This window comes from Cytobacillus horneckiae, from assembly GCF_002835735.1.
GTDB classification, from domain to species: Bacteria; Bacillota; Bacilli; order Bacillales; family Cytobacillaceae; genus Cytobacillus; species Cytobacillus horneckiae.
On the sequence record NZ_PISD01000043.1, the window covers coordinates 1 to 22,671 of the forward strand.

Sequence of the window (22,671 nt, forward strand, 5' to 3'; positions counted from 1 at the left end):
TTTAAAGAAACAAATTGATAGATCAGTTGTATTAAAGTCTTTAATGTTCTTTTAGAATTGTTTTGAAAGGTGGTTGTTGGAATGGAGACAATTTGCTTGATTAAAAAAATAATTGAAGATATTTGGTTAAATGAAATAAAGGATGATTACAATAATGACTTTATTACAAATGAAGATTCATTAAAAAACTTCATTTTACTTTCATCTTAGGAAAAATTAACTGATTCATTTTTAATCGAAAAAAATATACGAATCATTACAGAGCTAAGAGTACCTAAGTTTAAAGAAAGCAGAGTAGACAATGCAATTGCCTATTAAATATAATGGTGTTCAATTATTACTTAGAAATGAAGATATAAAGTTACTTGATAAAGATTTATTTAAGCTCAATTAATATGGAGATATTCATAATGACACTTTACTTGCAGTGCTTTTATTCACGAACATTACTATAATAACAGGTCTGGAATGAAGCGATTATCCGATGTTTCACAATTCCTACATAGTGAGGTATTAGAAAGGTTGTTAGAAATTGATGGTTTTAATTATGAATACACCGACGAGTTTATTACTTTAGTAAACAAAGGTAGGAGGAGTTAATTTGAAGAAGGCTGACAAAAGGGAAAGTAATTTACAAGGTTGAAGTCAGCCTTGAGAGAAATTATTTGTCAAACTCGCATAAATTTGTACCTATAGAACAACCTTGCGGGTCAACCTTTGCAGCGGAAACAGTAGTTGTCAAAGCAAAGGATAAAACTGTTATTAAGCCTAGTCTTATCAATAACTTTTTCATAATTTCACCTCCTTATAGTTATTCGATAATATATTAGCAGTTATTGGAAGAATCATAAACATATTTTTGTATTTTTCTGGTAAAATAGTTACTTATAACTATAAGTAAAGCGAGGGGTAAACTTGAAATTCACAAAACGATTTAATCAGATTAAAGATAGGATTGAGCGGTTAGAGGAGCACAGTGTTAATGGATATGTAAAATTAAATGTATTTACTTTGACCAATGATATAGAGTGGCTTTGCCATGTAGTTCATCTTCAACAAGAGGAGATAGAAAGGCTAGAAAAAGAAAATTCAAGATATTTTCAAGCTCTAAATCAAATAGAACCTATTCATAATAGTGGAAAGGTTAAGCAAATAGCAAGAGAAGCTTTAGGAAGGTTACATCAAAAAAATTCCCAGCAATAAATATTTGGTGCTGAGCAAGCATTTGTTCCAACTGTTGTTGCAGAAGCCGTAGACGAAACGGATGCAATTATTAATAATGCAAGGCCAATTCTTATAATACCTTTCTTCATATACTCACCTCCTTTAGTTATTCGATAATATATTAACAGTTATTGGAAGTTTGTGAAATATATATTTTGGACTTTCTAACCGTTATTTCTTACTAAAAGTAATAAAAGGGGGCAAATCATGGCTATTCCATGGGATAAGCGAATTTATGCGCTCTACAAAGGAGAAGAAAACATCACAGATGGCACGATATAAATTTACATCGAGCTATTTCAGCTATGTATATAAATTATAATTTAGATTCTGCTTTTGAAGAAGCTAAGGAGTCCTATGAAAAATATAAATAACGGTACCTGATAAAGGTGCTTTTTATGTTGCAGGGGAGAGTGCCATGGAGGTAAGTCAAATGGATATTTGGCAGCAGAAAATCCAGAGTGATATTGAAGAAATTAAAAAACACGAAAAGAAACTAGATGAAAAAATTGAACAATTGACCAAAAGAACTGACGATCATGAAAGAGATATCAAATATATTAAAGTCAACCTTGGCAGAAATAAAAGATGATACTAAATGGTTACGGAGATCAATTACCAATGCGCTTATCGTTGGAATAATTGGTGGAGCCGTAGCTTTTTTTTATACAGCATTTAAGGTAGGAGGATGATTAAAATGAAAATGGAGAAAGGGAACCAAAATTAATAAAATATGATAGCTTGTATATTTTATAAATTCCTCTTATCCTCGAATGTTTGAAAAGGTTGAAGCTTTAGAATCAAAATGAAAAGGAGAAATGAATAATGAACAGTATGGTTTTATCAAAAGAAGTAACTTATGTTTTTAAATATGCAGGTGACACTGGATATTCTCACCACTTTATCGACAACATTGAAGGAAGAAGATATATTTCAGAAGATCTACAGGACCCAAGAATGGCACAACCGCAACAATTCAAGGGAACTGGCAAATCTGAATCGACTATTGAAGCTGTTCTTGTTGCTGAAAGGATAATGAGGGAGATTCCTGATTCCGATGGCGGTGTCGAAACGTATTTATTATATTTTCTTCCTGATATTAATATTTATGTTTCTGCTCTGCATTCAACTTGGTATGATACAGCTGGGTTAAACGTTTTACGTTTTCTTGACTAAATAAATGTAAGGAGGAAGTAAAATAATTAAAGATGTAGTAGCTCAAATCGTAGGGTTTATGTCAGCAATAATGTTGTTTTTAGGTACATTAAATATTCAATTTCAGTGGCTTACCGAGGCTAGTATTAACGCTTTTGGTGTAGTTTTATCAGCTGGTATTTTCCTTGGTGTAAATCTGTACACAATCTATAAAAACCATTATGGATTCACAGGTAAGGCTAAACAACAAAAAGCTTGGTTAAAAAGAGCTGATAAATTTTAAGTGCTGTCCACATGGACGGCCTTTTCTATTCCCAATAAAGGGGGTGGTCTAATGTGAATCTAGTAAAAGTGTACAAACGTTACTTTTTCCATTGGAATACTTATATATTAAAGGAGAGGTTTTATTATGGTTAAAATTTATATTGATCCAGGTCACGGCGGTACTGATCCGGGTGCGGTAGGAAACGGTTTACAGGAGAAAGCTTTAATACTTCAAATTTCAAATAGAATCCGTGATTTGTTAGCTGGATATAGCAATGCAGAAGTTAAAATGAGCCGCACTGGTGATCAAACTGTATCACTTGCACAAAGAACTACTGATGCAAATAATTTGGGAGCTGATTTCTTTCTTTCTATCCATCCACATCAATGCTGGAGGCGGTACAGGCTATGTGGATTATATTTATCCGGGATTAGGAGCTCCAACAACGACTTATCAAAACCATATTCATGAAGAAATTATGAAAGTAGTCGATTTCCGTGATCGCGGTAAAAAGCAAGCCAATTTCCATGTATTAAGAGAAACAAGAATGCCGGCCATTTTTACAGAGAATGGATTTATCGATACAGTAGCTGATGCAAACAAATTAAAACAGGCTTCATTCCTTCAAACTATTGCTCAGGGCCATATGAACGGCTTAGTCCGTGCTTTTAATCTAACACCATCTGGCGGATCAGTTTATCATACTGTAGTTTCGGGTGATACGGTTTATGCGTTGTCCCGCAGATATGGCAGTACAATTCAACAAATTCGTAATTGGAATGGGGTGGGTGCTATCTATACTATTTTTACTGGACAAGTGATAAGAGTGAAGTAATAATAAAAAGCCCTTCTCTATAGTGAAGGGTCGTTTTTTAACTTGAGTATCCATCAGTGAAATAAAGTTAGTGAATATTTAAGATTTATTTGTACTAACAACACAAAACCTTTTAAGAAATCAATAATCGAGTTAAATGAAAAAAGAAAAAACAAGAATGTTGATATAACCTTATTCTTGTTTTTTCTATTGGTAATTCACCCGGTAAGATTACTAAGGTAAAATACGTTTGTACAAAGTTATGCAAAATCTACCGGTATCACCAGGGTTAACATCATTTAGAACTAAACTAGTTGGAACAGCAGCCGAGCGTACTTGTGTATTACCTTCATCGATTTGGTCAAATAGAACTTGCCCACCAGTAGCTTGAGTGATAATAGACGAACCTTGTGCTAACGTTCCTGATGAAACAAAGATTTCAAATGTTCCTTGAATATAATCAGTAACACCATCTGCTGACCATACTACGTTCTCCCCTACAGTCCCATCTAGTGGACCTGTAAAATTTCCACAGATTTTCTCTTGGAAAAATTGTGGTAAAGGACAACAAGCATTGTTTCCACAATTATTTGAACCACACATATTAATTCCTCCTTTTAAATATAGAAGCTTTTGTTTACATTACTATTAAATGAATATAGAGAACATCTTGTACAGGACAAGCGTGGATATTCAAAAAAAAAAATCTCTCTCAAAATTCAACATGTGTCCAAGCTAAAAATATTTCAAAGCATATGATGTAATGAAATATTTCGCGGAAAGTAGGGTGAAGGATGGTCTTTAATCGAAAAAGAACGATGATGTATGAAGATGAATTTGATAACAGAAATTGTGACCGATGTAGAAAAATCGAATGTATCTGTCACAAACCCAAGCCAGAAAAGGAGGAAAAGAAATCTAAATGTCATAAGGTTTGCGGAAACATATTATTAAATGATAGAACATCAATTGTTGAGATATGGAACAATAGGAGTAGTTTTGACACCATAGTGACTGCTTCTATATTCAATAGTGCAGCAAGCACAAGTTCAATTAAAGTTGTATTTTTTTTATGTAATGGAGATACTGCTGAAATTATTGTTCCAGTAGGGAATACAATTTCTACATCGATTGAGGAAGTTTGCTTCATACAAGTTTCTCGTGTTGATGGTAGTAAAGTTGATGGAAGATTTTGTCTAGATATTTGTTTTTTAAATGCATACCTGAATGGACACAACGACTAAGAGACAAAAGTAATATTTGTTAAGCAGAATCTCAAAAATTTTAACCTCTTAAAAGATTTCTTTATCAATTAGAGTGTTTCCCATAAGTAAATAAGATGTGAAAATTCATAGTATATGGAATTTCTTCTATATTACTATATTGACACTATATAAAAGGCCTTCTCACTTGAGAGGGGCTTTCTATTTTTTATAATTGAGAATTTCTATCCTTTTAACCTTAGAATTATTAATATGAATGACGGTGTAGTTTTTATCTTCATCGTTTAGGCTAACTTGAATTGTTTGTTTCAACTTCCACAATGCCATCTCTTTAGCTGATTTTTCTGTACTTCCATAACAATTTAAAACTGTGATTTTTCCATTTGATGCCGTTGCCATATAGGTATCACCGACTCAAAAACATGATATTTAATTTTTCCCCTTCAGTAATACCATAACCAATCCCAGATTGCTGTTATCCTCCACATTAATACCACTCCTTTTATGTGATATTTCTATGTGTAATTCCGATGTCCTTCCTTTAAGATGTGAAAAAGCCCATCTCATTCGAGAGGGGCCATCTAGCTTAAACAAACACATTAAAAGCTTTTTTCTGCAGCTATTGCATCTAATTTAGTCATATGAACTGTACCAAATGGATGATGCGGCGGTGCATATATAGAATAAAGTTTCAACGGACCATTACCTATATTGCTTATGTTATGCCATGTTCCAGCCGGAATCATTATTGCTGAATCATCATAAATTTTACTGGCAAAATTAAAATTATCTTTTGTCACCCCCATTCGAACAATCCCTTGCCCCTGTTCAACCCTTAGGAATTGGTCTACATCAGGATGAATTTCTAAGCCTATATCTTCGTCAACTTTAATACTCATCAGTGTTACTTGCAGGTGTTTTCCTGTCCATAACGTAGTTCGATAGTTATTGTTTAGCTTTGTAGCTTCATTAATATTTACTACAAATGGTTTAGATCCATAATCTTTTAGCTTTTGATATCCATAAGATGATTGAAAATTACCAAGGTTAACATCACTATTCAAGTAAGTGGGCTGCCTTATATATGGATACATTTGCACATTATTGTAATAAGGGTTTTGATAGTGATAAGGATTTAAATCATAAAAATAATACATTCTTCTCAACTCCAAAATCGGGTTTGAAATATCCTATGCATTAGGTTAAGGTAATGTACTTATTGATGATTTAAGATCCTAAATGAGAACATAATTTGATTTTGAGCGATTTTCATAAATCTTCTTCGATTAGTTGTTTTACATTCACACAATAGAAATTAGCGATTTTAATTAATTTCACTGTAGAAGTAACCTCTAAATCTCTTTCATAATAGGATAATTCTTTAGCCGTTATTCCTAAACTTTCTGCTACTTTGTATTGGGGTAAATTCAATTTGAAACGTAATATTCTTAAGTTTAATCCCAAGCTACCAATCAATGTTATCACCCATAATTACATCGGGTAGTTTTATGCAATTTAAATGTAAAATTAATTATTTATTATTTTCTTTTGATTTTTTCATATCTTTTAAGAACGTTTTAATGTCTTCTAATGAAATCCCAAGTCTTTTTGCCTCATTAATAAGTTGAATCCATTCAGTATCCAGCTTCATAAGTAACATTCCTCTCGTAACAGGCCTAAATTCATGTTTATGGGTAAAAAAATAACCCTTCTCAAAGAGATAGGATTACGATTTCAAATAGTTTTCTTCATTAATTTTTTCTTTGCTTCTGAGATAGTACCTTTAAAGGTATTGCCGGTATAATTGATAATTAAATCTCCTTTTTTTGCAACTACAGTAACCATTTTATCCGTGGCAGAAATATGATAAGTAATGCCATTTTCAATAAAGCCTAAAGGCTCGTATTTCACGAATCTCCCTCCTTTCTAACTATTTAGTTGCGACGATAAAGTTCAAAAGTCCTTCTTGAATCCTTCGGGAATTTCAAAATATATCTATATTTCTCACGTACATGGATTTTTTTTTATTGATAGCTGAATATTCATCTGTATTTAATGTAGATAAAGGAGATGATTAACGTTGTTAAATTGGGTTTGGGTAGAAAGTCTTCGTTAAGAGCAGTTTTATTTTGATTTTGATACTTCTTGTGAAATGCTAAATCGTTTGCAAGTGATTGACTATTTAACTCCATCTGGTGGTGCAGTTTTCCATACTGTAGTTTCTGGTAATACGGTTTATGCATTATCACTCAGATATGGTAGCACTATTCAACAAATTCGTAGTTGGAATGGTTTGGAAGCTAACTATACAATTCGTGTTGGGCAAGTATTAAGGGTAAAGTATTAATTAAAAGCCTCCTTTTTTTGGTGGAGGGGGCTATTTTCAACTTGTGTTAGATTGTTAATGCCAATATATCTCCAACTATAGTACAAGAATAAATAAATAAAGCTACTCACATAATAGGTCTAGATACTTTATCTTGAGGTGAGTACTGAAGTGGAAAATATAGATAGAAATCTTGATGATAATATCCAGTACATTAAGGGCATATTTAATAATACATCTGATTTAGTAGTGAGAAAGTTTAAGGTTGGTAATGAAAAGAAAGAATATGCAGCAATGATATATATTGATGGTATTATTGACTCGGACATAATACAGGATTTTGTGGTTAAACCATTACTTAATACAAAAACTTCTGAAAAAAAGCAAATAATAAATTCAATTAGTGAAGTAATTGAATCAACAAATGTCGATATGTGTACTAAACGTAATGAAATAACAGATGCCATTGTTAATGGTAAAACCACTATTTTATTTGAAAATCATGACACTGGAATCATTATAGATGCTCCAATGTGGCGAGAAAGAAGTCTTGAAGAAGCTCAAGGTGAACGTGTAACACAAGGGCCAATTATTGGTTTAACAGAAAAACTTAAAACTAATATAAATATTTTACGGTCAATTATTAAATCACCCAATCTATGTGTAGAAAATAAAGAAATTGGAGTAATTTCAAAAACACAAATATCAGTTGTTTATATGAATGGAATCGTCGATAAAGGAATACTGGAGAAAGTTCAAACTCGTATAAGTAATCTCTCAGTTAAATACATAGTAGAAGCACACATTATTGACGAGGTAATTGAAGAAAAGAAAAGTATTTTTTCCTTAAACAAGTCAACAGAACGCCCAGATGTTCTTGCATCCGCTTTGTATGAAGGAAAGGTAGGAGTAATAGTAGATGGTACTCCCTTTGCTATTATAACTCCTACATTATTTATAGATTCCTTTCAAACACCTGATGATTATTATTTAAAAACAGGGCGTTTTACAACTCGATTAATTCGTTTTTTTTGTTTTTTCTTATCTATATATTTGCCTGCAATATACATAACCTTAGAAAAATTCCATCAAGATGAATTTTCTAAAAAAGTAGTAAAGTCATTATTCTCTGATGGCGAATTATTACCTGCATTTTGGGAAATGTGCTTTTTAATGTTTGTAATAAGAGTTCTTACAGATGCTTCTTTTCGAATTCCTAAAAGTGCAATTATTCTTGTATCATTGGTTGCAACTATTGTTATTGGTGAAACAGCCGTAACAGCTAAACTTATTCATCCGGCAAGCCTAGTTACTATAGGAATTACTTTTTTAGCAAGTTATGTTATTGTGTATAGAGGGTTAGGTAATTCAATGGAAACATTACGTTTCCTTTTTTTACTCATTTCTCTTTTCTTTGGGTTCAATGGTCTAATAGTTGGAACAACAATTCTCATTTTGTATATGATAAATCTTAAGTCTGCAGGAGTTCCATATTTATCGCCATTAATCCCTTTTAGGTATGAAGAGTTAAAAGATACTTTTTATAGAGGAGATTTACAGTCGTTAATTAATAGTAAGCACTCATATCCTGACAGTAAAAGTTGAAAAAATGTACCTTGATATTAGATAAAATATATTATTATTTGAATGCCATAAAAATAAAAGCCCTTCTCATTTTTGGAGAGGAGCTTTTGTGTATCAGTATCAATATCAATCTAAATAATATTGTAATCTTCTATACGGTGTCATTTTAACTGCTTTATTTAATAACAGTTTCACTGCATCATCATCATTTGGGCAATCGGCTGTTTTTAATACTTCTTTTAAATCTCTTGAAACTTCCTCAAACGGTATTGTTTTGAGTTCATCATTCATAAGGCATAGGACACTGTTCTTAAGTATTTGTTGAATACTATGTAACTGTTGGTTATTTAATTGATTGACCATAGCCCAGTCCCATAAACTGTATTCTTCTTGGTCAATTACTAGTTGTCGTAAAAGGTGAACATATAATTCAAGACGATCAATACGTTCTTCTTGTGTTTCTAAAGTATTCAAAAATATTACCCCTTTCAATGTTCAGTTGATTTTACAAAATAACTAATACATTCGCTATAGTATAAGCAACTGAGCTCGGTGCCCCTGTTGCCATTATAGCTTGGACTATAACATTTTGCACATACTCTTCTCCAGCATCTCCCTTTGCAGCTAAAGCTCGTAAGTTCTTAGCAATACCCTTTTGACTTTTGTTGAAAGTATCACGTAATTTTTTATTGGGTAATTCAGCTATACTGTTATCTGCGTATTTACCGTCAACTTTATCTGCTAATGCTTCAATTGCTTCTATTGCTATTTTAACTTTTCACATAGGCTGAACTTTATTGTTATTAGTGTTTTCATTCTCAACTCCAGGAAACGGTGCTGTCGCAGGAATAATTGCGGCTAAAGGTGAAGTAATTAAAGACGTTGTCAATAAGCCAATTATTTATGATGTAAAGGTACTTAACAAAAAAGGTGAAGGTAAAATTGAATCAGTAGTTGATGGTATTAATTGGAGCATTAAAAATAATGTAGACGTAATAAACATTAGCTTTGGATTCTCTAGTGACAGGGAAGGTTTAAAGAAAGCAATAAACAAGGCATATGACAATGGAATTATAATTATTGCTGCATCAGGAAATACAATGGGATTATCTGTAGATCACCCTGCAAATTACGAGAATGTTTTATCTAAATCTTTATTAAATGAAGATTTACAAATTGATACATACGCTGCTACCGGTAAGATTGATTATTCTGCACCTGGTGTTGATGTATATTCAACTGATCAAGATGGAGGATACTGAGGTAAATCATTAAATAGAGCAGGTAATTATTCTAGTAATGCAACAGAAACTCATATTACACTTTAGGAGTCCTCTCCAGCAACTATTATTAAACTGATTAAAAAATTTAAGAAATAGAAGGTGAAATTATGGATAAGCATGCAGATCGAATCAATCAGTTCTTTGTAGAAAAAGCTGAATATTGGAGTATCAGTGATTTACAAATTGATTATCTTTCTGAAAAAATACATTTAAAATTGGAAAGTGTTCTTCAACAGGAAATCCTGAAAACATACATTTCTTTTAAAGAAGTTATGTCTTTTTATGTTTACCAAGAAGCTCAAATAGAAACATTTCGTCTCAATGACCGAGAGTACAATGATTCCAGTCAAGTGAGCGAGATTAGTTATCATCCAAATGGGTTTGGACATATAAAGATAGAAAGCTTAGAAAAAGATCTAAAGGAAATCGAAACTATAAGCTCAAAAACAAACTTTTATTTTCAGGTGAATAATAAAGATTGTTTCTTCATTGAAGCTAATGCTATAAGTATAGATGATGAAGAATTTAATCATTTGATTGCGGATAGTACAGAGTTGAAATATCCTTCTTGATAAGCAAATATTTACTAGCTTGAAATTAGCAACATATTGGTTTATTAAAAAACGTCCTGATGGTAGTTGGAGTAGAAGTTCTTCATGGACTGTTGTGACAGATTTATATAGCCATTTAACAAGAACACAATCGGCTTACTCTAGTACGAGTAAAACGAATATTAAAAATAATGAAAAATCAGGTGATGTTATTCAGTTTAAGAAGGATGGAGCTGATAGGTATAGTCATGCTATGTGGATTCATACAAAAACAAGCTCTGATTTACAATTATCTGGACACACTAGTGATTATTTAAAAAGAAGCTTTGATGCGATTAAGGGATATAAAACCTATCGTATTGTGAAGATGTAAAACTGGAGGAGGGAATGTATGAAGATAAAGATCACCGTGGGAGTTTTGGCAATTGTTTTGATAGGAGGTTTAATCTTCTACTTTACTACATTTTTTGTCTATCAGCAGTCTGAAAAGTTCTTCGGCTTCCCTATCCCTAAAAATGCGGAATTAGTAAGTGAAAAAGGGCTTATAAACATTTATGATTGGTCAAGGGCTTCAGAAGAAAATGGGATACCATTTGATTATGAGTTAGTTATTAAAGCAAAAGGATGGAAGTTTGTTGATCGTGAAGGTGCTTCTACTTATTATGAAAAAGAAGGATATAGGATTGATTTAATTTCTACAACTGATCATTTAGAAATAAGGGTATTAGAGAGTAAGAATTAAAAATTCCTTTTTAAGAGGTTGGATAGAAATATGTTATCTAAAGAAAAAACCTCATGCGAAATTCTGATTTAGAGTTTCGTAATAGTACGGTTTTTTCATTGGCTGAGATAATCTTGTCCTAGCCACTATAAATCTTCTTCAGTTAATTGCTGAACAGTAACTCCATAAAAATCAGCAAGCTCCTTTAACATTTCTTCATTGGGAACGGTTATATTTCTTTCATACCACGACAACTTAGCTTCACTGATACCTAATTTTTTAGCTACTTCTTTTTGTGTTAAGTTCTTTGTATGTCTCAAAATGCATAAGTTTGTCGCTAAGTTACCAATCATCTAATCATCCTATGTTATTATCGTAATTAATATTTTTAATAAAGTATTTCCGAGTAGGTTCTTATTTATGTATTCATTGTCAGTATTGAACAGTGTAAGAGAATCTACCGAATATAGGTATCTATAATAGCATTTAGACTTATGTTTGCCGTATGTGTATAAGTATAATTGTAAGCAATTGAGAAAGTATTAGCTCCAGGACCAGGATTTTCGTGTATTTTGCTAGCTCGTTTACCTGTTATTCTTGCTTCTCTATTACTCGACTCTTTGTAGATGTGGCTCCAAGTAGGACCAAGAGGAGTAATTTCCCCTTTTTCATCTAAATTAAATTCATCTTGAACTGTTTCGTCATCAATTCCTTCGTCAGGAATATCAAAGAATTCTTCTACAGCGATTTGTTTTACTACATTTCCATCCTCAACAAGGAATACTTCGCTAATATATTCTTCTTCTCTAGTATCGTAATACTCTTCGGTGTCTGGATTGAATAAAATGTAATCACTCTCAGTTTGTTCAAATTTGTCCAAATCAATTTCGTTTTCAGATGCTGATGCTGATATTCCAAAGGTTAAGCTAAAAATTGTGAGTAGACCGAAAAATGCTAGCTAAGATAATTTGTAAATTCTGGAATTAATGTATTATAATATTATTATGGATAAGGAGTTGAAAAACTACTATGAATAAAATTACTATGCAGAGTTTTACAATAGCGTCAATATTAATAGCTGCTCAATATGTTACATCTGCAGTCTTGACCTGAAATACGGGAGTAAATAATTTAGATAATTTCTACAAGAACTTTTAATGATACTGGTTACATACTAGTTATTCTAAGTCTTGTATTCTTTGTTATTGGATTCTTAAATGTCGTAAAGCATTTTGCTGAAAAGTAATTAAGCTCTGATTTTGAACAGAGCTACTTTGGTCTTACCTTAGTTCATAGGTTATTTTATAGTGGTAAACTAAATGATTTTAGTGAGTTAATAAAACTAATAGAAAGTATGTCCTTTAAAGAACTTTTCCTTACTTTTTTCAAAAGTGGATATGATTTGTCTACAAAGGAACTTAATTTTAATGATCCAAATAATGTGTTTATATATATTGAAAACTCTATACTATCCAGTAGCGAAAAACATAAGTTATTATATTTATATTTTCTAAAAGATAAAACGAAAGAATCTTTAGTAACTCTTTTAACAGATACTTACGAAAAATACTTTAAGAGAATTTCATCTTATATATCTCTTATTCATAAGGATTCTAAAGAAAGAATATGTAATTTAAATAAAAATGAAATATTATTTCTTCTAGGTAATTTTCAAAATCCAAACTGTAATAAGCCAAGTAAAGTAATCCTTATACCATCATACTTTTATTATAAAAGCTCTCTCTTTTCTTATGACCATGAAAAAGATACCGCTATATATTTGATTGGAACAGAACGTTTAAACGAGAAAAGAGAAATAGTAGATGTAGAAGAAAATACATTAAATATGATAAAAGCTATATCTGATCGTACAAAATTAAAGATCATAAAGACTTTATATCAAAACCCATCTTATGGCTTTGAATTAGCTAAAAAATTGAATCTTTCAAGTCCAACAATATCCCATCATCTTTCAAAGTTAGAACAATTAAAAATAGTTTCTTCCTCAAGGCATGAAAACAAAGTTTATTATAATGTGAATCCAGATGAATTACAAAAAGCAGCTGAGTTGATGTCGAAAATGTTTAAACCAGATTGAGGTGCTAATTAATGAAGAGTTTATTGAAAAATAGAAATTTTATGATTCTGTGGGCTGGATTATCTGTTTCTAGATTCGGCTATAGATTTTTTAACTTAGCAATAATGTGGTTTGTGATGCAAGAGACAGGATCTCCATTAGCTCTAGGAATGACAGTCCTTTGTTTTACCATTCCTTCTATTATAGTTGAACCGATTGGTGGGGTATTAGCAGATAAATTAAATAAAAAAAGTATCATCGTTTTAACTGATTTTGGAAACGGTATAATAATGTGCATAATTGGCTTAATGATGATTAATAACTATATAACATTAACTGTACTGCTTTTCTTGTTGGTTTGTACTTCTATATTAAGTTCACTATTTAATCCATCAGCTAATTCAAGTATCCCACTACTTGTTGACGAAGAGCATTTATCTAAGGCTAATTCAATGAATCAATTTAGTACTCAATGTAGTAATATAATCGGGCCAGCCTTAGCAGGGGTTCTCATTGCATATATAGACAATATTGGTTATTTACTTATTATTAGTAGTGTTGCATATATAATTTCTGCAATTACCGAAATTTGGTTACATGTGCCTTCAATTGTAAATGATGATGATGATGTTGAAGGGAATGGATTCATCCATAATTTTATTGAGGGCTTAAAGTACGTGATTAGTGATAAATATTTAGTATTTTTAATAATGGTTGGTGGTGTAATCATTAATTTCTTTTTAGCACCACTTAGCATCTTTTTTACATTCTTAAGTGATAATTCATTTGATGTCGGTTCTACTGGTCTCGGATTTATTAATTCAACCTTAGCAGTAGGTGCCTTAGTAGGTACTATAATAATCTTTAGTAACCTTATTAAAGATAAATATAAAATGGCTATTTTGGGCTTATCTCTTGAAGGTGTTGCTCTTTTATTAATGGGATTTATTTTTTCTTATACCGGAACCTTAATATCTGTATTTATATTAGGTATAGGGGTTTGTTTTGCAGGAGTAGGTATAAATACTCTCTATCAAACTATGATACCGAGAGATAAATTAGGTAGAGTGTTAAGTTTGGTATCCATGTTACTAAGTACATCAGTACCTCTTGGGCAATTATTTGGATCAATAGTCATTGGAAAATTATCAATTTCATATGTTTTGATAGTGTTTGGAGTTATCGTAACAATTTCCGCTTTATCATTATTTAAAATAACTAACAAAGAAGAGTATACTGGCAGAAATAAAAAAAGTGTAGGGCTATGATACATCACTGATATTATTTAAAGGAAGATAATAATATCATTAAATCAAATTTCAATCTTGGATTGATGAAAAATTTGTATCTACTAAGTTCATTTCCGTTTTAGGAATTTTAAAAAAAGAGTTTACGTTAAAGGAAGTAATATATGAGTAAATGTAAAAGTATGAGTTCTTTCGATAGGATGCAGCAATTAATTAAAAGAATTCGAAAAGAAAGCATACATGACTATGTATTATTTGAAATTAATAAAAGAGTATTTGACTGGATATTAATAGGTTTAATGGTAATCTATATTGCAATAGCAATATTTGTTATTCTTAACCGAGAATATTACTTGTGGGGGAAGTATCATCTTGGCTTTGGATTCGTTTATTTTACTAGTCTACTTATAATTCTTTTACTGTTTACTTGGGAAGACAGTAATTATGGATTGAGAGCGTATATGATGTCTTTATCTATTTTTGGTATGATTTCATGGGATTATTCAATTTTTGAATTTCGCATTTTTGCCCTGCTTTTAATTTTTATTTTTTTGGCATTTCATGTTATTCGACCATATGTACAGAAAAAGAAAAGGAATCGATTAGAAAATGAGAGAAAATTGAAGTATGAGCAAAAAAGGAGGAGAAATAGGAAAAAGAGGTGAGTTAGAAATTTTAAGTAAATAAATATAAGTAGGATAGTTGATTTAACCTGAAAGAGAGTTTGATATTAAATTAATAATTATAATGTTTTTACCGCCATCATTAAGATGGCGGTTTTTTACTCATATTATGATCTATCTTGTTAATAAAAGAAGGATTTTAATGGATAGTTTAAAATAAATTACAATATTATGATAAAAAAATTAAAGAGTCATACTTCAATATAATGTAGCAAGGCTCTTAAAAAGTTTTTTGCTGAGGGTAATTTTATATGAAATTAATTGGTTGGTGTTGTACAGATTGTGTAGAAATTTTTTTCTAGAAGAGACCAAGATAAGTTCTGAAGCTTTAGGAGATACTAAATGTCCACATTGTGGTGAATTCGATTTTACTGTTATGAATACATTCTAAAAAACAAATTAGTTATGAAACAGTAGCTTGATAGAAAAAAAGAACTATCCCTCCTAAGAGAGATAGCAGATTATTCAATGTTAATAAATTTCATCTTCTTCGAAGCATCTGAGCACAACTTTCTTTTTACAGCAACAGTCATGTTTATTATGCTTTTCATCTTCTTCGAAGCAAATTAAACGTTTTTTCTTGTGACGGCGACAGCAACAGCAACAATGCTTCTTTTTTTCAGAATGATAGTCATCTTTCCACATCATATTAACACCTCCTATTTTTGATATTTCATAGTATGCAAGAGGTGTACTAGCAGTAACGGCATCTATCAATGGAAAAAAGACTGTTTTAGAAGATTGAAAAATAGATGATATTGATGAGCGTCGGGTGCTGGCATTTTCTGAGGGATTTAAAATCATTAGCAAATACAAGGATAAAAGAGTTTTTTTAAAGAACTTTTAAGTTAACTGAAATTTGGAGGGATAAAAAGAGCCTTTACAAGCTCTAATCTATGATGGGTGTCGGATATCGGAAGTGTATACTTTCCAAAATTTATATGTTGTCCAGTTATCTTGAAAATATAATCTGAAATTTACTGTTATAGGAAAGTTAAGATGGTTCATTAGTTTCAATATGAAAGGTCACTCGCGGCTATAGTTAATAAAATGAATGAAATTCTTTGTATCGAATCCTTTGTAACAGCTTTTAATAAAATAAGAAACACAATAAAAATTAACGGATCATCCTTAAGTAAAATAATTACAAAAATATCTAATATTGAAATAATTGACTCGGTGGCAGTATTTTCAATTCGATTATTCATTGAAATCCCCTTCATTTTTTTGTTTTAGTATATTTCGCAATTTGAATAATGTGTGTTTAAAAAATATTTGTATTAAGTAATTCGAAGATTGTATAAAACAAAATGAATAAGGAATTACCTAAAAAAAGAAGAGCCCGTACAAAGGCTCTTTAAGTAGAGGTATAAAGTTTGGAATAAACAATCATCCATGTATCGTATGATTGATTGCTTCAGAAGATTGGACGATTGCCTGTTTTAAAAGAGAAAAGCCTTTTCAGGCTCCCATCCTAGCATGGAGAAAAACAAATGTTCTCACTTTATATTATGTGGTTTTATTAAGAAGGTTTGGGCTGGTGTTGGAGCAAGGTATTATCCAAGAGGTCGTTCCAAAGGTGAGCAGTACCTTGCCCAACAATTTTATTATACGTCTGGAAAATAAAAGCATCCATTTTAATTAACAGGATGATAGAACATTTTCCTTGAAGGAAACTCATTGTGTAAATTTTGTAGCGAAAAAAGAGCCATAGAGGCTCAAAAGCAAACTGGTTAGGTAAAGGATATTCAGGTCGATTAATTATTTACTCTCATAATGGGCAGCTTTTATTACTTCAACTTTTTTATCAGCATGTGCAAGTGAGGACATACCTAAAATAAGTGCAGAAGTTAAAAATGCTATAGCAATCCATTTTTTCATTTTTTCACCCCCATTTGTATGTATTCGTTAGGATATTAACACAATGAATATAGAAAAAATGTCGAAATATGAAAAGTCAGACAATTATATTTATTAATAAACACAAGGTAGGATGTGATTCGTAAATGACAATCAGAGAATTAAGCATATTAAAAGCAGCACTAGAAGGGGATATACAAAGGCAAGAAAAAAGCCCAAATGCTCATAGAAAAGATTTTAAAAAGTGGCTGGACGATTCAAAGAAACTTCTGAGAAAAGTAACACTTAAATTGTCAGAGGAAGAAGCAAAACGCTTTTTGAAGAAAACAGAATAGGTAGGAGGAGTTAATTTGGAGGATAAATTACAATATATCAAAGATCGATTGGAAAGAAATATGAAGTGGAAAACGTACTTTGATGGTAAATGGGTTGACAGTGTTGTTGGAGAGTACACTCATAAAGACGTTAAGTGGATAATTGATAAAATTGAGCAACAGCAGCAGGAAATTGAACGGCTGGAAAGACAAATAGAAAAATCTCTGGAATACGGAAATCACGACTTTACGCCAGATGACATTCAACCACTTTAAGTAAACACAAGATAGAAGGACTTAAACAAGGCGATGATGAAGAAGAATTTTGATGATCTTCGCCTCGTGAATTGAGTTAATAATACTTACCTGGCCATTTCTACTGGACAGTTTGCTCCTACGCATAAAGTTTGCCCTGTGGATGCGAAAGCAGGAGCAACTAATGTGAATGTCAAGAGTGTAACAATGCCCAAGCTACTTAGTATCTTTTTCATTTGTATCCCCTCCTTTTGGATTAATCTGTAAATATATTAATAAAAAAAGGAAATTGATAATTTTTGTTAATTGTTAAAAATGGTAATTTATTACTAACAGCAAACACAAGATTCAAGGAGTGGATTTGTTGAATAACGAGACATTAAAAATGCTTTGCCAAGGTATATAGATGGTTTTAATGGTGATAGCCGGATGTAAATCAGTAGTAATTTTCATTGGATATATAAAAGGAGATATTATTGTTTCGGAATTTCAAATCGCGCTTGCTTTATATCTTTTGGCTATGTTTTTCTTTCAGACTGCAATAAAGAAAGATAAATGAATATAGATTTAAGATAAAAGATGACTTTTATTAGAAAATAGGCATTTATTTTAGGGGTTAATATGGACGAAAAGCAAAAGATCCTTGCAGTTGTAAATAATAAACAATTAGCTTCGATTATGAATAATACGAAATGGCAGCAGCTGCAAAAATTAGTGATTGACACATTTTCATTCATCCCCGCCTACCAAGTTTAGTATGTATGAACATGGTATTTTTCAGCAGCTTCACGTTGATAAATGCGTATTATTACTGCGAACCAGTCCTATTTCAGCTACTTCACGTAGATAAAATGCGTTCTATCACTATGTAGAATAATCCCTTAGTAGCAGTTAAATCTTCAGCAAGAAAGGTGTAGGAATTTTGTACTTACAAAAAGAATTTTGTGAGGGAATTGCTATTTAGGAGGGAGTATTTGGCAGCCTAAACGAGATTCATTGTTAATCAATTTTTGAATTTTGTTTATAACAGAGAAAGAGCATAGTGCCCCTTCAACCATCTTTGTTAATCAATTCCTTTAGAAGTTCATTTGTTTCTCTTTTATCTTATTTGATTCTTTAAATAGCTTGTAAAACTTAATTATCACAAAAATGATAAGTACTGCAGGGACTATGTAAGAAATAATTGCCCATATAGGCATCACAATGTTTAACCACATATCAGTAGACATAAAATACCTCCTTAGAAAATGACTTATTAGTAAATTTCACCTTTTGCAGAGAGGATAGTAAACAATTTTTTAAACTGTGAAATACATTTCTATAAAAAAAGAAAAAGCACTCTTAGTCGAATGCGTTTTCTAATCTTAAGCCTTTAAATCTATTGAATTACCTAAGGCTGGATGTGGAGCTTCTAACATTTTAATTAATTCAGCGCTATTTTGCTCTGTAGATTCTAAAACTTTTTTGGTTAGAGCAACACTGACACTTTGGCTAAGTGAAGCTCTGTTCATTGCAATTGATAATGCTGCGATATCCATAATGCTCACCTCTAATTTATGTATCGGATTGTTTTTCGGAAAGTTAATAAGCAGGTGGTTAATTAATGATTAAGAGGAATGGATTACCAAACAATGGGCTGAGTATAAACATTCCAATTAAAACACCAACAATAAAGAAAAGTGAATAGTTTAGAAATTTTTTATTCATATCCTTTTTTTACACATCCTCACTTTATAGCTATTTAATATATTCTTATACACAAATCATCCTTTGTTTATACGAAAATGCGGAAAATTAAATTAAGATTTTGATAGAAGGAAAAATGACTTTTCAGTGATTATTATCATTTAGCCTATATATTCTCAAAAGAGGTAATATCCTAGCCGAGAAAGAGAAGAATTATTGAATGTGTAATTTTTAGCTACAAAACTGTTCAGTCTTTCTCGTAAATACCTAGTCCTCAGCTAATAGCTTCCTCAAGTTGACAACTCCTTTAACCTAACCAATTTAATGTAAATTAAGATTTTAGGTAACCGGAACAGGGCAAATGTGTGATGACACTTAATTAATTCTACCTTACTCCTTTCTTAATATTTTTTAAATTTTCCACAACTCTTCGTTTCAATTGCAGCAAAAGTAGATGTTGAAACAGTAAAAGTTAATAAAGTAATTAATCCAAGCTTTAATAGTGTTTTTCTCACAACGGCACTTTATTTTGTATGAATATGTAAATATATTAGCAGAAAATGTAAGAATGGTAGATGGGAATGGAGTTAAAATTTAATATGTGCCACCTTTTACTTCTTGTTACATATTCATGCCCTTTTAATATTCACTGTTAAAATTACTTTTTTCTATTAAAAATTCTTCATTTGAGCTTTTTAAAACTATATCAAAATTTCGATGATAAGGATGCATAAACAACTCATATTGAATTCTTCGCTCTTCATGAGATTGTTTTAGATAATGAATATCTGTGTCTCTTTCAGAGACATCTCGAACAGACCTTCTATCAAACTCTGTTTCTCCATCAGTATACAAGTAAATTTTTAAATCAAATAAATTTGGATTAATAAATGCAACGCTCATGCCTTCTACAATATTCACCTTATTTTGTGAAGAAATTAAAGTGCTCTTATTATAGTGCGTACCGATTGTATAAAAGTTCAAACCATATTTAATCATAGATATGTCTCTCTCTAAGGCTGATAAATTATGGGCAGATGGATGACAAGCTGTCATTTTATAATGATGGTTTTTATTCTTATATTTATAATTTAACACCGTGTATTTCCTTAAATTAGATCCAATAATATATGGATCAGTATTAATATAATTCACTTCTTTATGTCCGATGAGCTTAGCAAGCTTATTTGCAAATGTTGTCTTGCCAGACGCTCCATGGCCAGAGATGCCAATGATAATTTTTCTATCTTCAGTTTTTATTAAATTGGCTATATCATTGAATATCTTATCCATATATCATTCCCACTTCCGTTAAATAGTTAGTAATCATCTTTCTTATTATGGCCTAACTAATTATTTCAAGATGTACAATATAAATTCCTCCAAACTCTACAATCTGCCTGGCAAAGTTCAGAAATAAAGTGATTGCTACTATAATAGAATTTTGAAATAATTGTGATTAAAGGGGGAGTATTATTGATAATCAGTTACCCTTTACATTTCACATAGAAAGGAAAATCACATGATATTTACTTCGCAGTACCGTGATCATCTACGTTCTGAACTAATAGAAATTGCCCAAAACGACCCCCGTATTAGTGGTGCAGCGCTTACGGGTTCGGCATCAGTAGGTAAGGAGGATCGATGGTCTGATATTGATCTCTTCTTTGGAATTAACGAAAAAATGTTGCAACAGACTTTAACTGATTGGACGGAAATGATGTATCGTAAACATGATGTAGTACATCACCTTGATGTGATTTCAGGGGCAACGATCTACAGAGTATTCCTTCTCCGGAACACGCTGCAGGTTGATCTTGCTTTCTCTCCTTCTTCGGAATTCGGTGCTCGGGGATCTACCTTTAAGTTGCTATTTGGAGATCCAGTCGAGGAAGTTCATCCTACCTCTAATCAAACGGTGGAGTATTTGATGGGGTTAGGTTTTATTTATGCACTGCATGTGAGAGCATGCATCCGGCGAGAACAGTGGTGGAGAGCGGAATATTTTATTAGAGGTGTCCGTGATACAGTACTAACTTTGGCTTGCATGAGATACAACCTTCCTCTATCTGAAGCACGGGGGATAGATCGTCTGCCGAAGGAAGTCATCGCTCCACTTGAAAAGGCTTTTGTTAAAGAATTAAACGCCAATGAAGTCTTGCGTGCATTTAGGGCAACCATAAATGCTTTCCTCATTGAACTCCAAACGATCGATGTAGCGTTAAGTAACCGGATTGCGGAAACTTTAATGGAAGTGGTAGAAACGACTGTGACAAACAAGGCGTAGCCCCGGCAAACTATCTGAAGTCATCTGGTTCATTCAAGCCGTTTAACAAATTAATTGGCAGCCTCGGATAACAATAACTGGGTGAGCAAAGATTTTGAAAAATCCTTTTTAAAAAAGAGATATTATAAGGATAAGCATAATTCCCAAAGAGCGATAGAGGCTCTTTTTTTATAAGTTCCTAAAAATCTTTAATCTTTAATACAACAGACTTAAAAAAGATCATTGGTTGTAAAGATGCTTTTTAATGAACACTACCAAATTTTATCTAGTGCAAAAAGCATGGATAACATTTATGATAGGATCGGGAGAATAACAACTTATGAACGGGGGTCTTCAATGACATTTAAGAAAGCAAACTTTTCTCTACTATTAATTCTCTTTACTATCGGAAACTTTGTTCAAATCTTCACAGCCCTACAATCTTCGAATTCATCCTACTTTATGTGGCATTGGAGTTTACTAACGGTCAGTGTGATTTTAATATTATTATTATCACCAAAATGGTCATTTATTAGCATTACCATGCTGGCTTTGTTATACGGTTTATATTTATGCCTTTTAGGTTATGCACAAACAACCGATGTGAATCAGCTTTCTCTGATTTTACTTTATATCTCCTATTTATTATTTGTCATTCCTCTTATCTTAATTAGACATATTTTCTTTCATACGAAAAATGAATTATCTAATTTAAAAAAGGAAATTGAGTCATTAAAAAAGTACATTGATCCGAATGGAAAAATGCTGACAAAACAAGAGTTTGTTGAGCGTAGCACAATCGTATTAAGAGGAATGAAAAGGAGAGAAGAACAAGGATATTTATTAAAGGTTTCTTTAAAGGTAAATGGTATAACAGATCAAGCTTGGAATGAGTTGATTCAAAGAGTGATTGAGGATACGATTCGAAGCGATTATGATTTTTTTATGGGTTTTGAAAACAGTGTGATTGTATTTTTACAAAACACACATAATCAAGGTGTTTTGAAATTTCAACAAAGACTGATTGAAAACTTAAGAAAAAATATTAATTTTATTCAGCCTCCACTTCAATTTCAGCATAAGCTGATTGAACAATTTGATGAGGATTTACAAGTATTCATTCAGGAGGAGACTTAA

General features: G+C 31.6%; 37 protein-coding genes and 1 pseudogene. 20 read left to right on the forward strand and 18 right to left on the reverse strand.

Annotated elements, in window-relative coordinates; translation table 11 throughout:
* Positions 1-81 precede the first annotated feature (81 nt).
* Complete coding sequence (locus tag CWS20_RS29040) at positions 82-210, forward strand: hypothetical protein (protein ID WP_276328322.1); 129 nt, start codon at positions 82-84, stop codon at positions 208-210.
* A 451-nt stretch (positions 211-661) separates the two neighbouring features.
* Here CWS20_RS29040 and CWS20_RS29045 read toward each other — a convergent pair whose 3' ends face one another.
* Entirely contained in the window at positions 662-793 is a 132-nt protein-coding gene (locus CWS20_RS29045) for a hypothetical protein (protein WP_276328323.1), read from the reverse strand.
* 122 nt (positions 794-915) lie between these two features.
* Here CWS20_RS29045 and CWS20_RS18640 point away from each other — a divergent pair, with 122 nt between their 5' ends.
* Positions 916-1,203, forward strand: a complete 288-nt coding sequence (locus CWS20_RS18640; RefSeq protein WP_066197367.1) for a hypothetical protein — start codon at positions 916-918, stop codon at positions 1,201-1,203.
* Here CWS20_RS18640 and CWS20_RS29050 read toward each other — a convergent pair.
* The gene (locus CWS20_RS29050) at positions 1,182-1,313 is read right to left on the reverse strand and encodes a hypothetical protein (protein ID WP_276328324.1); all 132 of its coding nucleotides are present in this window, start codon (positions 1,311-1,313) and stop codon (positions 1,182-1,184) included. The two genes, CWS20_RS18640 and CWS20_RS29050, sit on opposite strands and share 22 nt — an antisense overlap.
* Positions 1,314-1,642: 329 nt before the next feature.
* Between CWS20_RS29050 and CWS20_RS28780 the strand changes: the two genes are divergently transcribed.
* The 4 genes and pseudogenes from CWS20_RS28780 (at position 1,643) to CWS20_RS18660 (ending at position 3,479) form a co-directional block, all read left to right on the forward strand.
* Positions 1,643-1,816, forward strand: coding sequence for a hypothetical protein (locus CWS20_RS28780; protein WP_241504218.1), 174 nt, complete (start codon positions 1,643-1,645; stop codon positions 1,814-1,816).
* Between the two features lie 233 nt (positions 1,817-2,049).
* Complete coding sequence (locus CWS20_RS18650) at positions 2,050-2,400, forward strand: hypothetical protein (RefSeq protein ID WP_066197369.1); 351 nt, start codon at positions 2,050-2,052, stop codon at positions 2,398-2,400.
* A gap of 46 nt (positions 2,401-2,446) precedes the next feature.
* Complete coding sequence (locus CWS20_RS18655; protein WP_276328327.1) at positions 2,447-2,662, forward strand: phage holin; 216 nt, start codon at positions 2,447-2,449, stop codon at positions 2,660-2,662.
* A 126-nt stretch (positions 2,663-2,788) separates the two neighbouring features.
* Positions 2,789-3,479 (forward strand): annotated as a pseudogene (locus CWS20_RS18660) (N-acetylmuramoyl-L-alanine amidase).
* A gap of 213 nt (positions 3,480-3,692) precedes the next feature.
* Here CWS20_RS18660 and CWS20_RS18665 read toward each other — a convergent pair.
* Entirely contained in the window at positions 3,693-4,061 is a 369-nt protein-coding gene (locus tag CWS20_RS18665; protein WP_066197375.1) for an S-Ena type endospore appendage, read from the reverse strand.
* Positions 4,062-4,279: 218 nt separating this feature from the next.
* Here CWS20_RS18665 and CWS20_RS29345 point away from each other — a divergent pair, with 218 nt between their 5' ends.
* Positions 4,280-4,702: an S-Ena type endospore appendage gene (locus CWS20_RS29345; protein ID WP_206392680.1), complete on the forward strand. Its 423-nt coding sequence runs from the start codon at positions 4,280-4,282 to the stop codon at positions 4,700-4,702.
* Between the two features lie 180 nt (positions 4,703-4,882).
* On the opposite strand, the gene CWS20_RS18675 is transcribed toward CWS20_RS29345, so the two are convergent.
* The 5 genes from CWS20_RS18675 to CWS20_RS28105 form a co-directional block, all read right to left on the reverse strand.
* Entirely contained in the window at positions 4,883-5,080 is a 198-nt protein-coding gene (locus CWS20_RS18675; RefSeq protein ID WP_066197381.1) for a hypothetical protein, read from the reverse strand.
* Positions 5,081-5,280: 200 nt separating this feature from the next.
* Positions 5,281-5,838: a cupin domain-containing protein gene (locus CWS20_RS18680; protein WP_066197384.1), complete on the reverse strand. Its 558-nt coding sequence runs from the start codon at positions 5,836-5,838 to the stop codon at positions 5,281-5,283.
* Between the two features lie 112 nt (positions 5,839-5,950).
* Positions 5,951-6,157 carry a helix-turn-helix domain-containing protein gene (locus CWS20_RS18685; RefSeq protein WP_066197387.1) on the reverse strand — a complete coding sequence of 69 codons (207 nt, stop codon included), beginning with the start codon at positions 6,155-6,157 and terminating at the stop codon, positions 5,951-5,953.
* Between the two features lie 55 nt (positions 6,158-6,212).
* Positions 6,213-6,332, reverse strand: coding sequence for an anti-repressor SinI family protein (locus CWS20_RS18690; RefSeq protein WP_326135195.1), 120 nt, complete (start codon positions 6,330-6,332; stop codon positions 6,213-6,215).
* 83 nt (positions 6,333-6,415) lie between these two features.
* Positions 6,416-6,592 (reverse strand): hypothetical protein, encoded by a 177-nt coding sequence (locus CWS20_RS28105; RefSeq protein WP_157090533.1) that lies wholly within the window; start codon positions 6,590-6,592, stop codon positions 6,416-6,418.
* A gap of 586 nt (positions 6,593-7,178) precedes the next feature.
* Between CWS20_RS28105 and CWS20_RS18700 the strand changes: the two genes are divergently transcribed.
* Positions 7,179-8,612 (forward strand): spore germination protein, encoded by a 1,434-nt coding sequence (locus CWS20_RS18700; protein WP_066197390.1) that lies wholly within the window; start codon positions 7,179-7,181, stop codon positions 8,610-8,612.
* 105 nt (positions 8,613-8,717) lie between these two features.
* Here the strand turns inward: CWS20_RS18700 and CWS20_RS18705 are convergent, their stop codons facing one another.
* Positions 8,718-9,065 (reverse strand): hypothetical protein, encoded by a 348-nt coding sequence (locus CWS20_RS18705; RefSeq protein ID WP_066197393.1) that lies wholly within the window; start codon positions 9,063-9,065, stop codon positions 8,718-8,720.
* 31 nt (positions 9,066-9,096) lie between these two features.
* On the reverse strand, positions 9,097-9,360 hold the full coding sequence (locus CWS20_RS29505; RefSeq protein WP_491523029.1) for a YqxI family protein: 264 nt from the start codon (positions 9,358-9,360) through the stop codon (positions 9,097-9,099).
* A 37-nt stretch (positions 9,361-9,397) separates the two neighbouring features.
* Between CWS20_RS29505 and CWS20_RS18710 the strand changes: the two genes are divergently transcribed.
* The 4 genes from CWS20_RS18710 to CWS20_RS18725 all read left to right on the forward strand — a co-directional run bounded on the left by CWS20_RS18710 (position 9,398) and on the right by CWS20_RS18725 (position 11,167).
* Positions 9,398-9,853, forward strand: a complete 456-nt coding sequence (locus CWS20_RS18710) for a S8 family serine peptidase (RefSeq protein ID WP_241504220.1) — start codon at positions 9,398-9,400, stop codon at positions 9,851-9,853.
* A gap of 128 nt (positions 9,854-9,981) precedes the next feature.
* Positions 9,982-10,446, forward strand: coding sequence for a YxiG family protein (locus CWS20_RS18715; protein ID WP_066197401.1), 465 nt, complete (start codon positions 9,982-9,984; stop codon positions 10,444-10,446).
* A 19-nt stretch (positions 10,447-10,465) separates the two neighbouring features.
* Entirely contained in the window at positions 10,466-10,798 is a 333-nt protein-coding gene (locus CWS20_RS18720; RefSeq protein ID WP_158237018.1) for an amidase domain-containing protein, read from the forward strand.
* 18 nt (positions 10,799-10,816) lie between these two features.
* Positions 10,817-11,167, forward strand: a complete 351-nt coding sequence (locus tag CWS20_RS18725) for a hypothetical protein (RefSeq protein WP_066197410.1) — start codon at positions 10,817-10,819, stop codon at positions 11,165-11,167.
* Between the two features lie 125 nt (positions 11,168-11,292).
* Here CWS20_RS18725 and CWS20_RS18730 read toward each other — a convergent pair whose 3' ends face one another.
* Positions 11,293-11,499: a helix-turn-helix domain-containing protein gene (locus tag CWS20_RS18730; RefSeq protein WP_066197413.1), complete on the reverse strand. Its 207-nt coding sequence runs from the start codon at positions 11,497-11,499 to the stop codon at positions 11,293-11,295.
* Between the two features lie 104 nt (positions 11,500-11,603).
* On the reverse strand, positions 11,604-12,026 hold the full coding sequence (locus tag CWS20_RS18735; RefSeq protein ID WP_066197418.1) for a hypothetical protein: 423 nt from the start codon (positions 12,024-12,026) through the stop codon (positions 11,604-11,606).
* Positions 12,027-12,548: 522 nt separating this feature from the next.
* On the opposite strand from CWS20_RS18735, the gene CWS20_RS18740 reads away from it, so the two are divergent.
* The 3 genes from CWS20_RS18740 to CWS20_RS18750 all read left to right on the forward strand — a co-directional run bounded on the left by CWS20_RS18740 (position 12,549) and on the right by CWS20_RS18750 (position 15,135).
* On the forward strand, positions 12,549-13,244 hold the full coding sequence (locus CWS20_RS18740) for an ArsR/SmtB family transcription factor (protein WP_066197421.1): 696 nt from the start codon (positions 12,549-12,551) through the stop codon (positions 13,242-13,244).
* An 11-nt stretch (positions 13,245-13,255) separates the two neighbouring features.
* Positions 13,256-14,491 carry an MFS transporter gene (locus CWS20_RS18745; RefSeq protein ID WP_066197424.1) on the forward strand — a complete coding sequence of 412 codons (1,236 nt, stop codon included), beginning with the start codon at positions 13,256-13,258 and terminating at the stop codon, positions 14,489-14,491.
* 143 nt (positions 14,492-14,634) lie between these two features.
* Positions 14,635-15,135 (forward strand): hypothetical protein, encoded by a 501-nt coding sequence (locus CWS20_RS18750; RefSeq protein ID WP_066197427.1) that lies wholly within the window; start codon positions 14,635-14,637, stop codon positions 15,133-15,135.
* A gap of 489 nt (positions 15,136-15,624) precedes the next feature.
* On the opposite strand, the gene CWS20_RS28110 is transcribed toward CWS20_RS18750, so the two are convergent.
* Both CWS20_RS28110 and CWS20_RS18755 read right to left on the reverse strand, forming a co-directional pair.
* The gene (locus tag CWS20_RS28110) at positions 15,625-15,801 is read right to left on the reverse strand and encodes a hypothetical protein (RefSeq protein ID WP_157090534.1); all 177 of its coding nucleotides are present in this window, start codon (positions 15,799-15,801) and stop codon (positions 15,625-15,627) included.
* A gap of 365 nt (positions 15,802-16,166) precedes the next feature.
* A complete protein-coding gene (locus tag CWS20_RS18755) occupies positions 16,167-16,361 on the reverse strand; it encodes a hypothetical protein (RefSeq protein WP_066197430.1) in 195 nt (64 codons plus the stop codon).
* Between the two features lie 798 nt (positions 16,362-17,159).
* Between CWS20_RS18755 and CWS20_RS18760 the strand changes: the two genes are divergently transcribed.
* Entirely contained in the window at positions 17,160-17,348 is a 189-nt protein-coding gene (locus tag CWS20_RS18760; RefSeq protein ID WP_066197433.1) for a hypothetical protein, read from the forward strand.
* 15 nt (positions 17,349-17,363) lie between these two features.
* Positions 17,364-17,603 (forward strand): hypothetical protein, encoded by a 240-nt coding sequence (locus CWS20_RS18765; RefSeq protein WP_066197435.1) that lies wholly within the window; start codon positions 17,364-17,366, stop codon positions 17,601-17,603.
* A gap of 86 nt (positions 17,604-17,689) precedes the next feature.
* Here CWS20_RS18765 and CWS20_RS29055 read toward each other — a convergent pair whose 3' ends face one another.
* Positions 17,690-17,818, reverse strand: coding sequence for a hypothetical protein (locus tag CWS20_RS29055; protein WP_276328325.1), 129 nt, complete (start codon positions 17,816-17,818; stop codon positions 17,690-17,692).
* Between the two features lie 385 nt (positions 17,819-18,203).
* Between CWS20_RS29055 and CWS20_RS29060 the strand changes: the two genes are divergently transcribed.
* Positions 18,204-18,338 carry a DUF6678 family protein gene (locus CWS20_RS29060; RefSeq protein ID WP_276328326.1) on the forward strand — a complete coding sequence of 45 codons (135 nt, stop codon included), beginning with the start codon at positions 18,204-18,206 and terminating at the stop codon, positions 18,336-18,338.
* A gap of 320 nt (positions 18,339-18,658) precedes the next feature.
* Here the strand turns inward: CWS20_RS29060 and CWS20_RS28115 are convergent, their stop codons facing one another.
* The 3 genes from CWS20_RS28115 to CWS20_RS18775 form a co-directional block, all read right to left on the reverse strand.
* Positions 18,659-18,811, reverse strand: a complete 153-nt coding sequence (locus CWS20_RS28115) for a hypothetical protein (RefSeq protein ID WP_157090535.1) — start codon at positions 18,809-18,811, stop codon at positions 18,659-18,661.
* Between the two features lie 135 nt (positions 18,812-18,946).
* Complete coding sequence (locus CWS20_RS18770; protein WP_083957367.1) at positions 18,947-19,120, reverse strand: YjfB family protein; 174 nt, start codon at positions 19,118-19,120, stop codon at positions 18,947-18,949.
* 787 nt (positions 19,121-19,907) lie between these two features.
* Entirely contained in the window at positions 19,908-20,561 is a 654-nt protein-coding gene (locus CWS20_RS18775; protein ID WP_066197438.1) for a uridine kinase family protein, read from the reverse strand.
* A gap of 229 nt (positions 20,562-20,790) precedes the next feature.
* Here CWS20_RS18775 and CWS20_RS18780 point away from each other — a divergent pair, with 229 nt between their 5' ends.
* Together CWS20_RS18780 and CWS20_RS18785 are read left to right on the forward strand one after the other, a co-directional pair.
* Positions 20,791-21,555 carry a hypothetical protein gene (locus CWS20_RS18780; RefSeq protein WP_083957368.1) on the forward strand — a complete coding sequence of 255 codons (765 nt, stop codon included), beginning with the start codon at positions 20,791-20,793 and terminating at the stop codon, positions 21,553-21,555.
* A 336-nt stretch (positions 21,556-21,891) separates the two neighbouring features.
* Entirely contained in the window at positions 21,892-22,671 is a 780-nt protein-coding gene (locus CWS20_RS18785) for a hypothetical protein (RefSeq protein ID WP_066197440.1), read from the forward strand.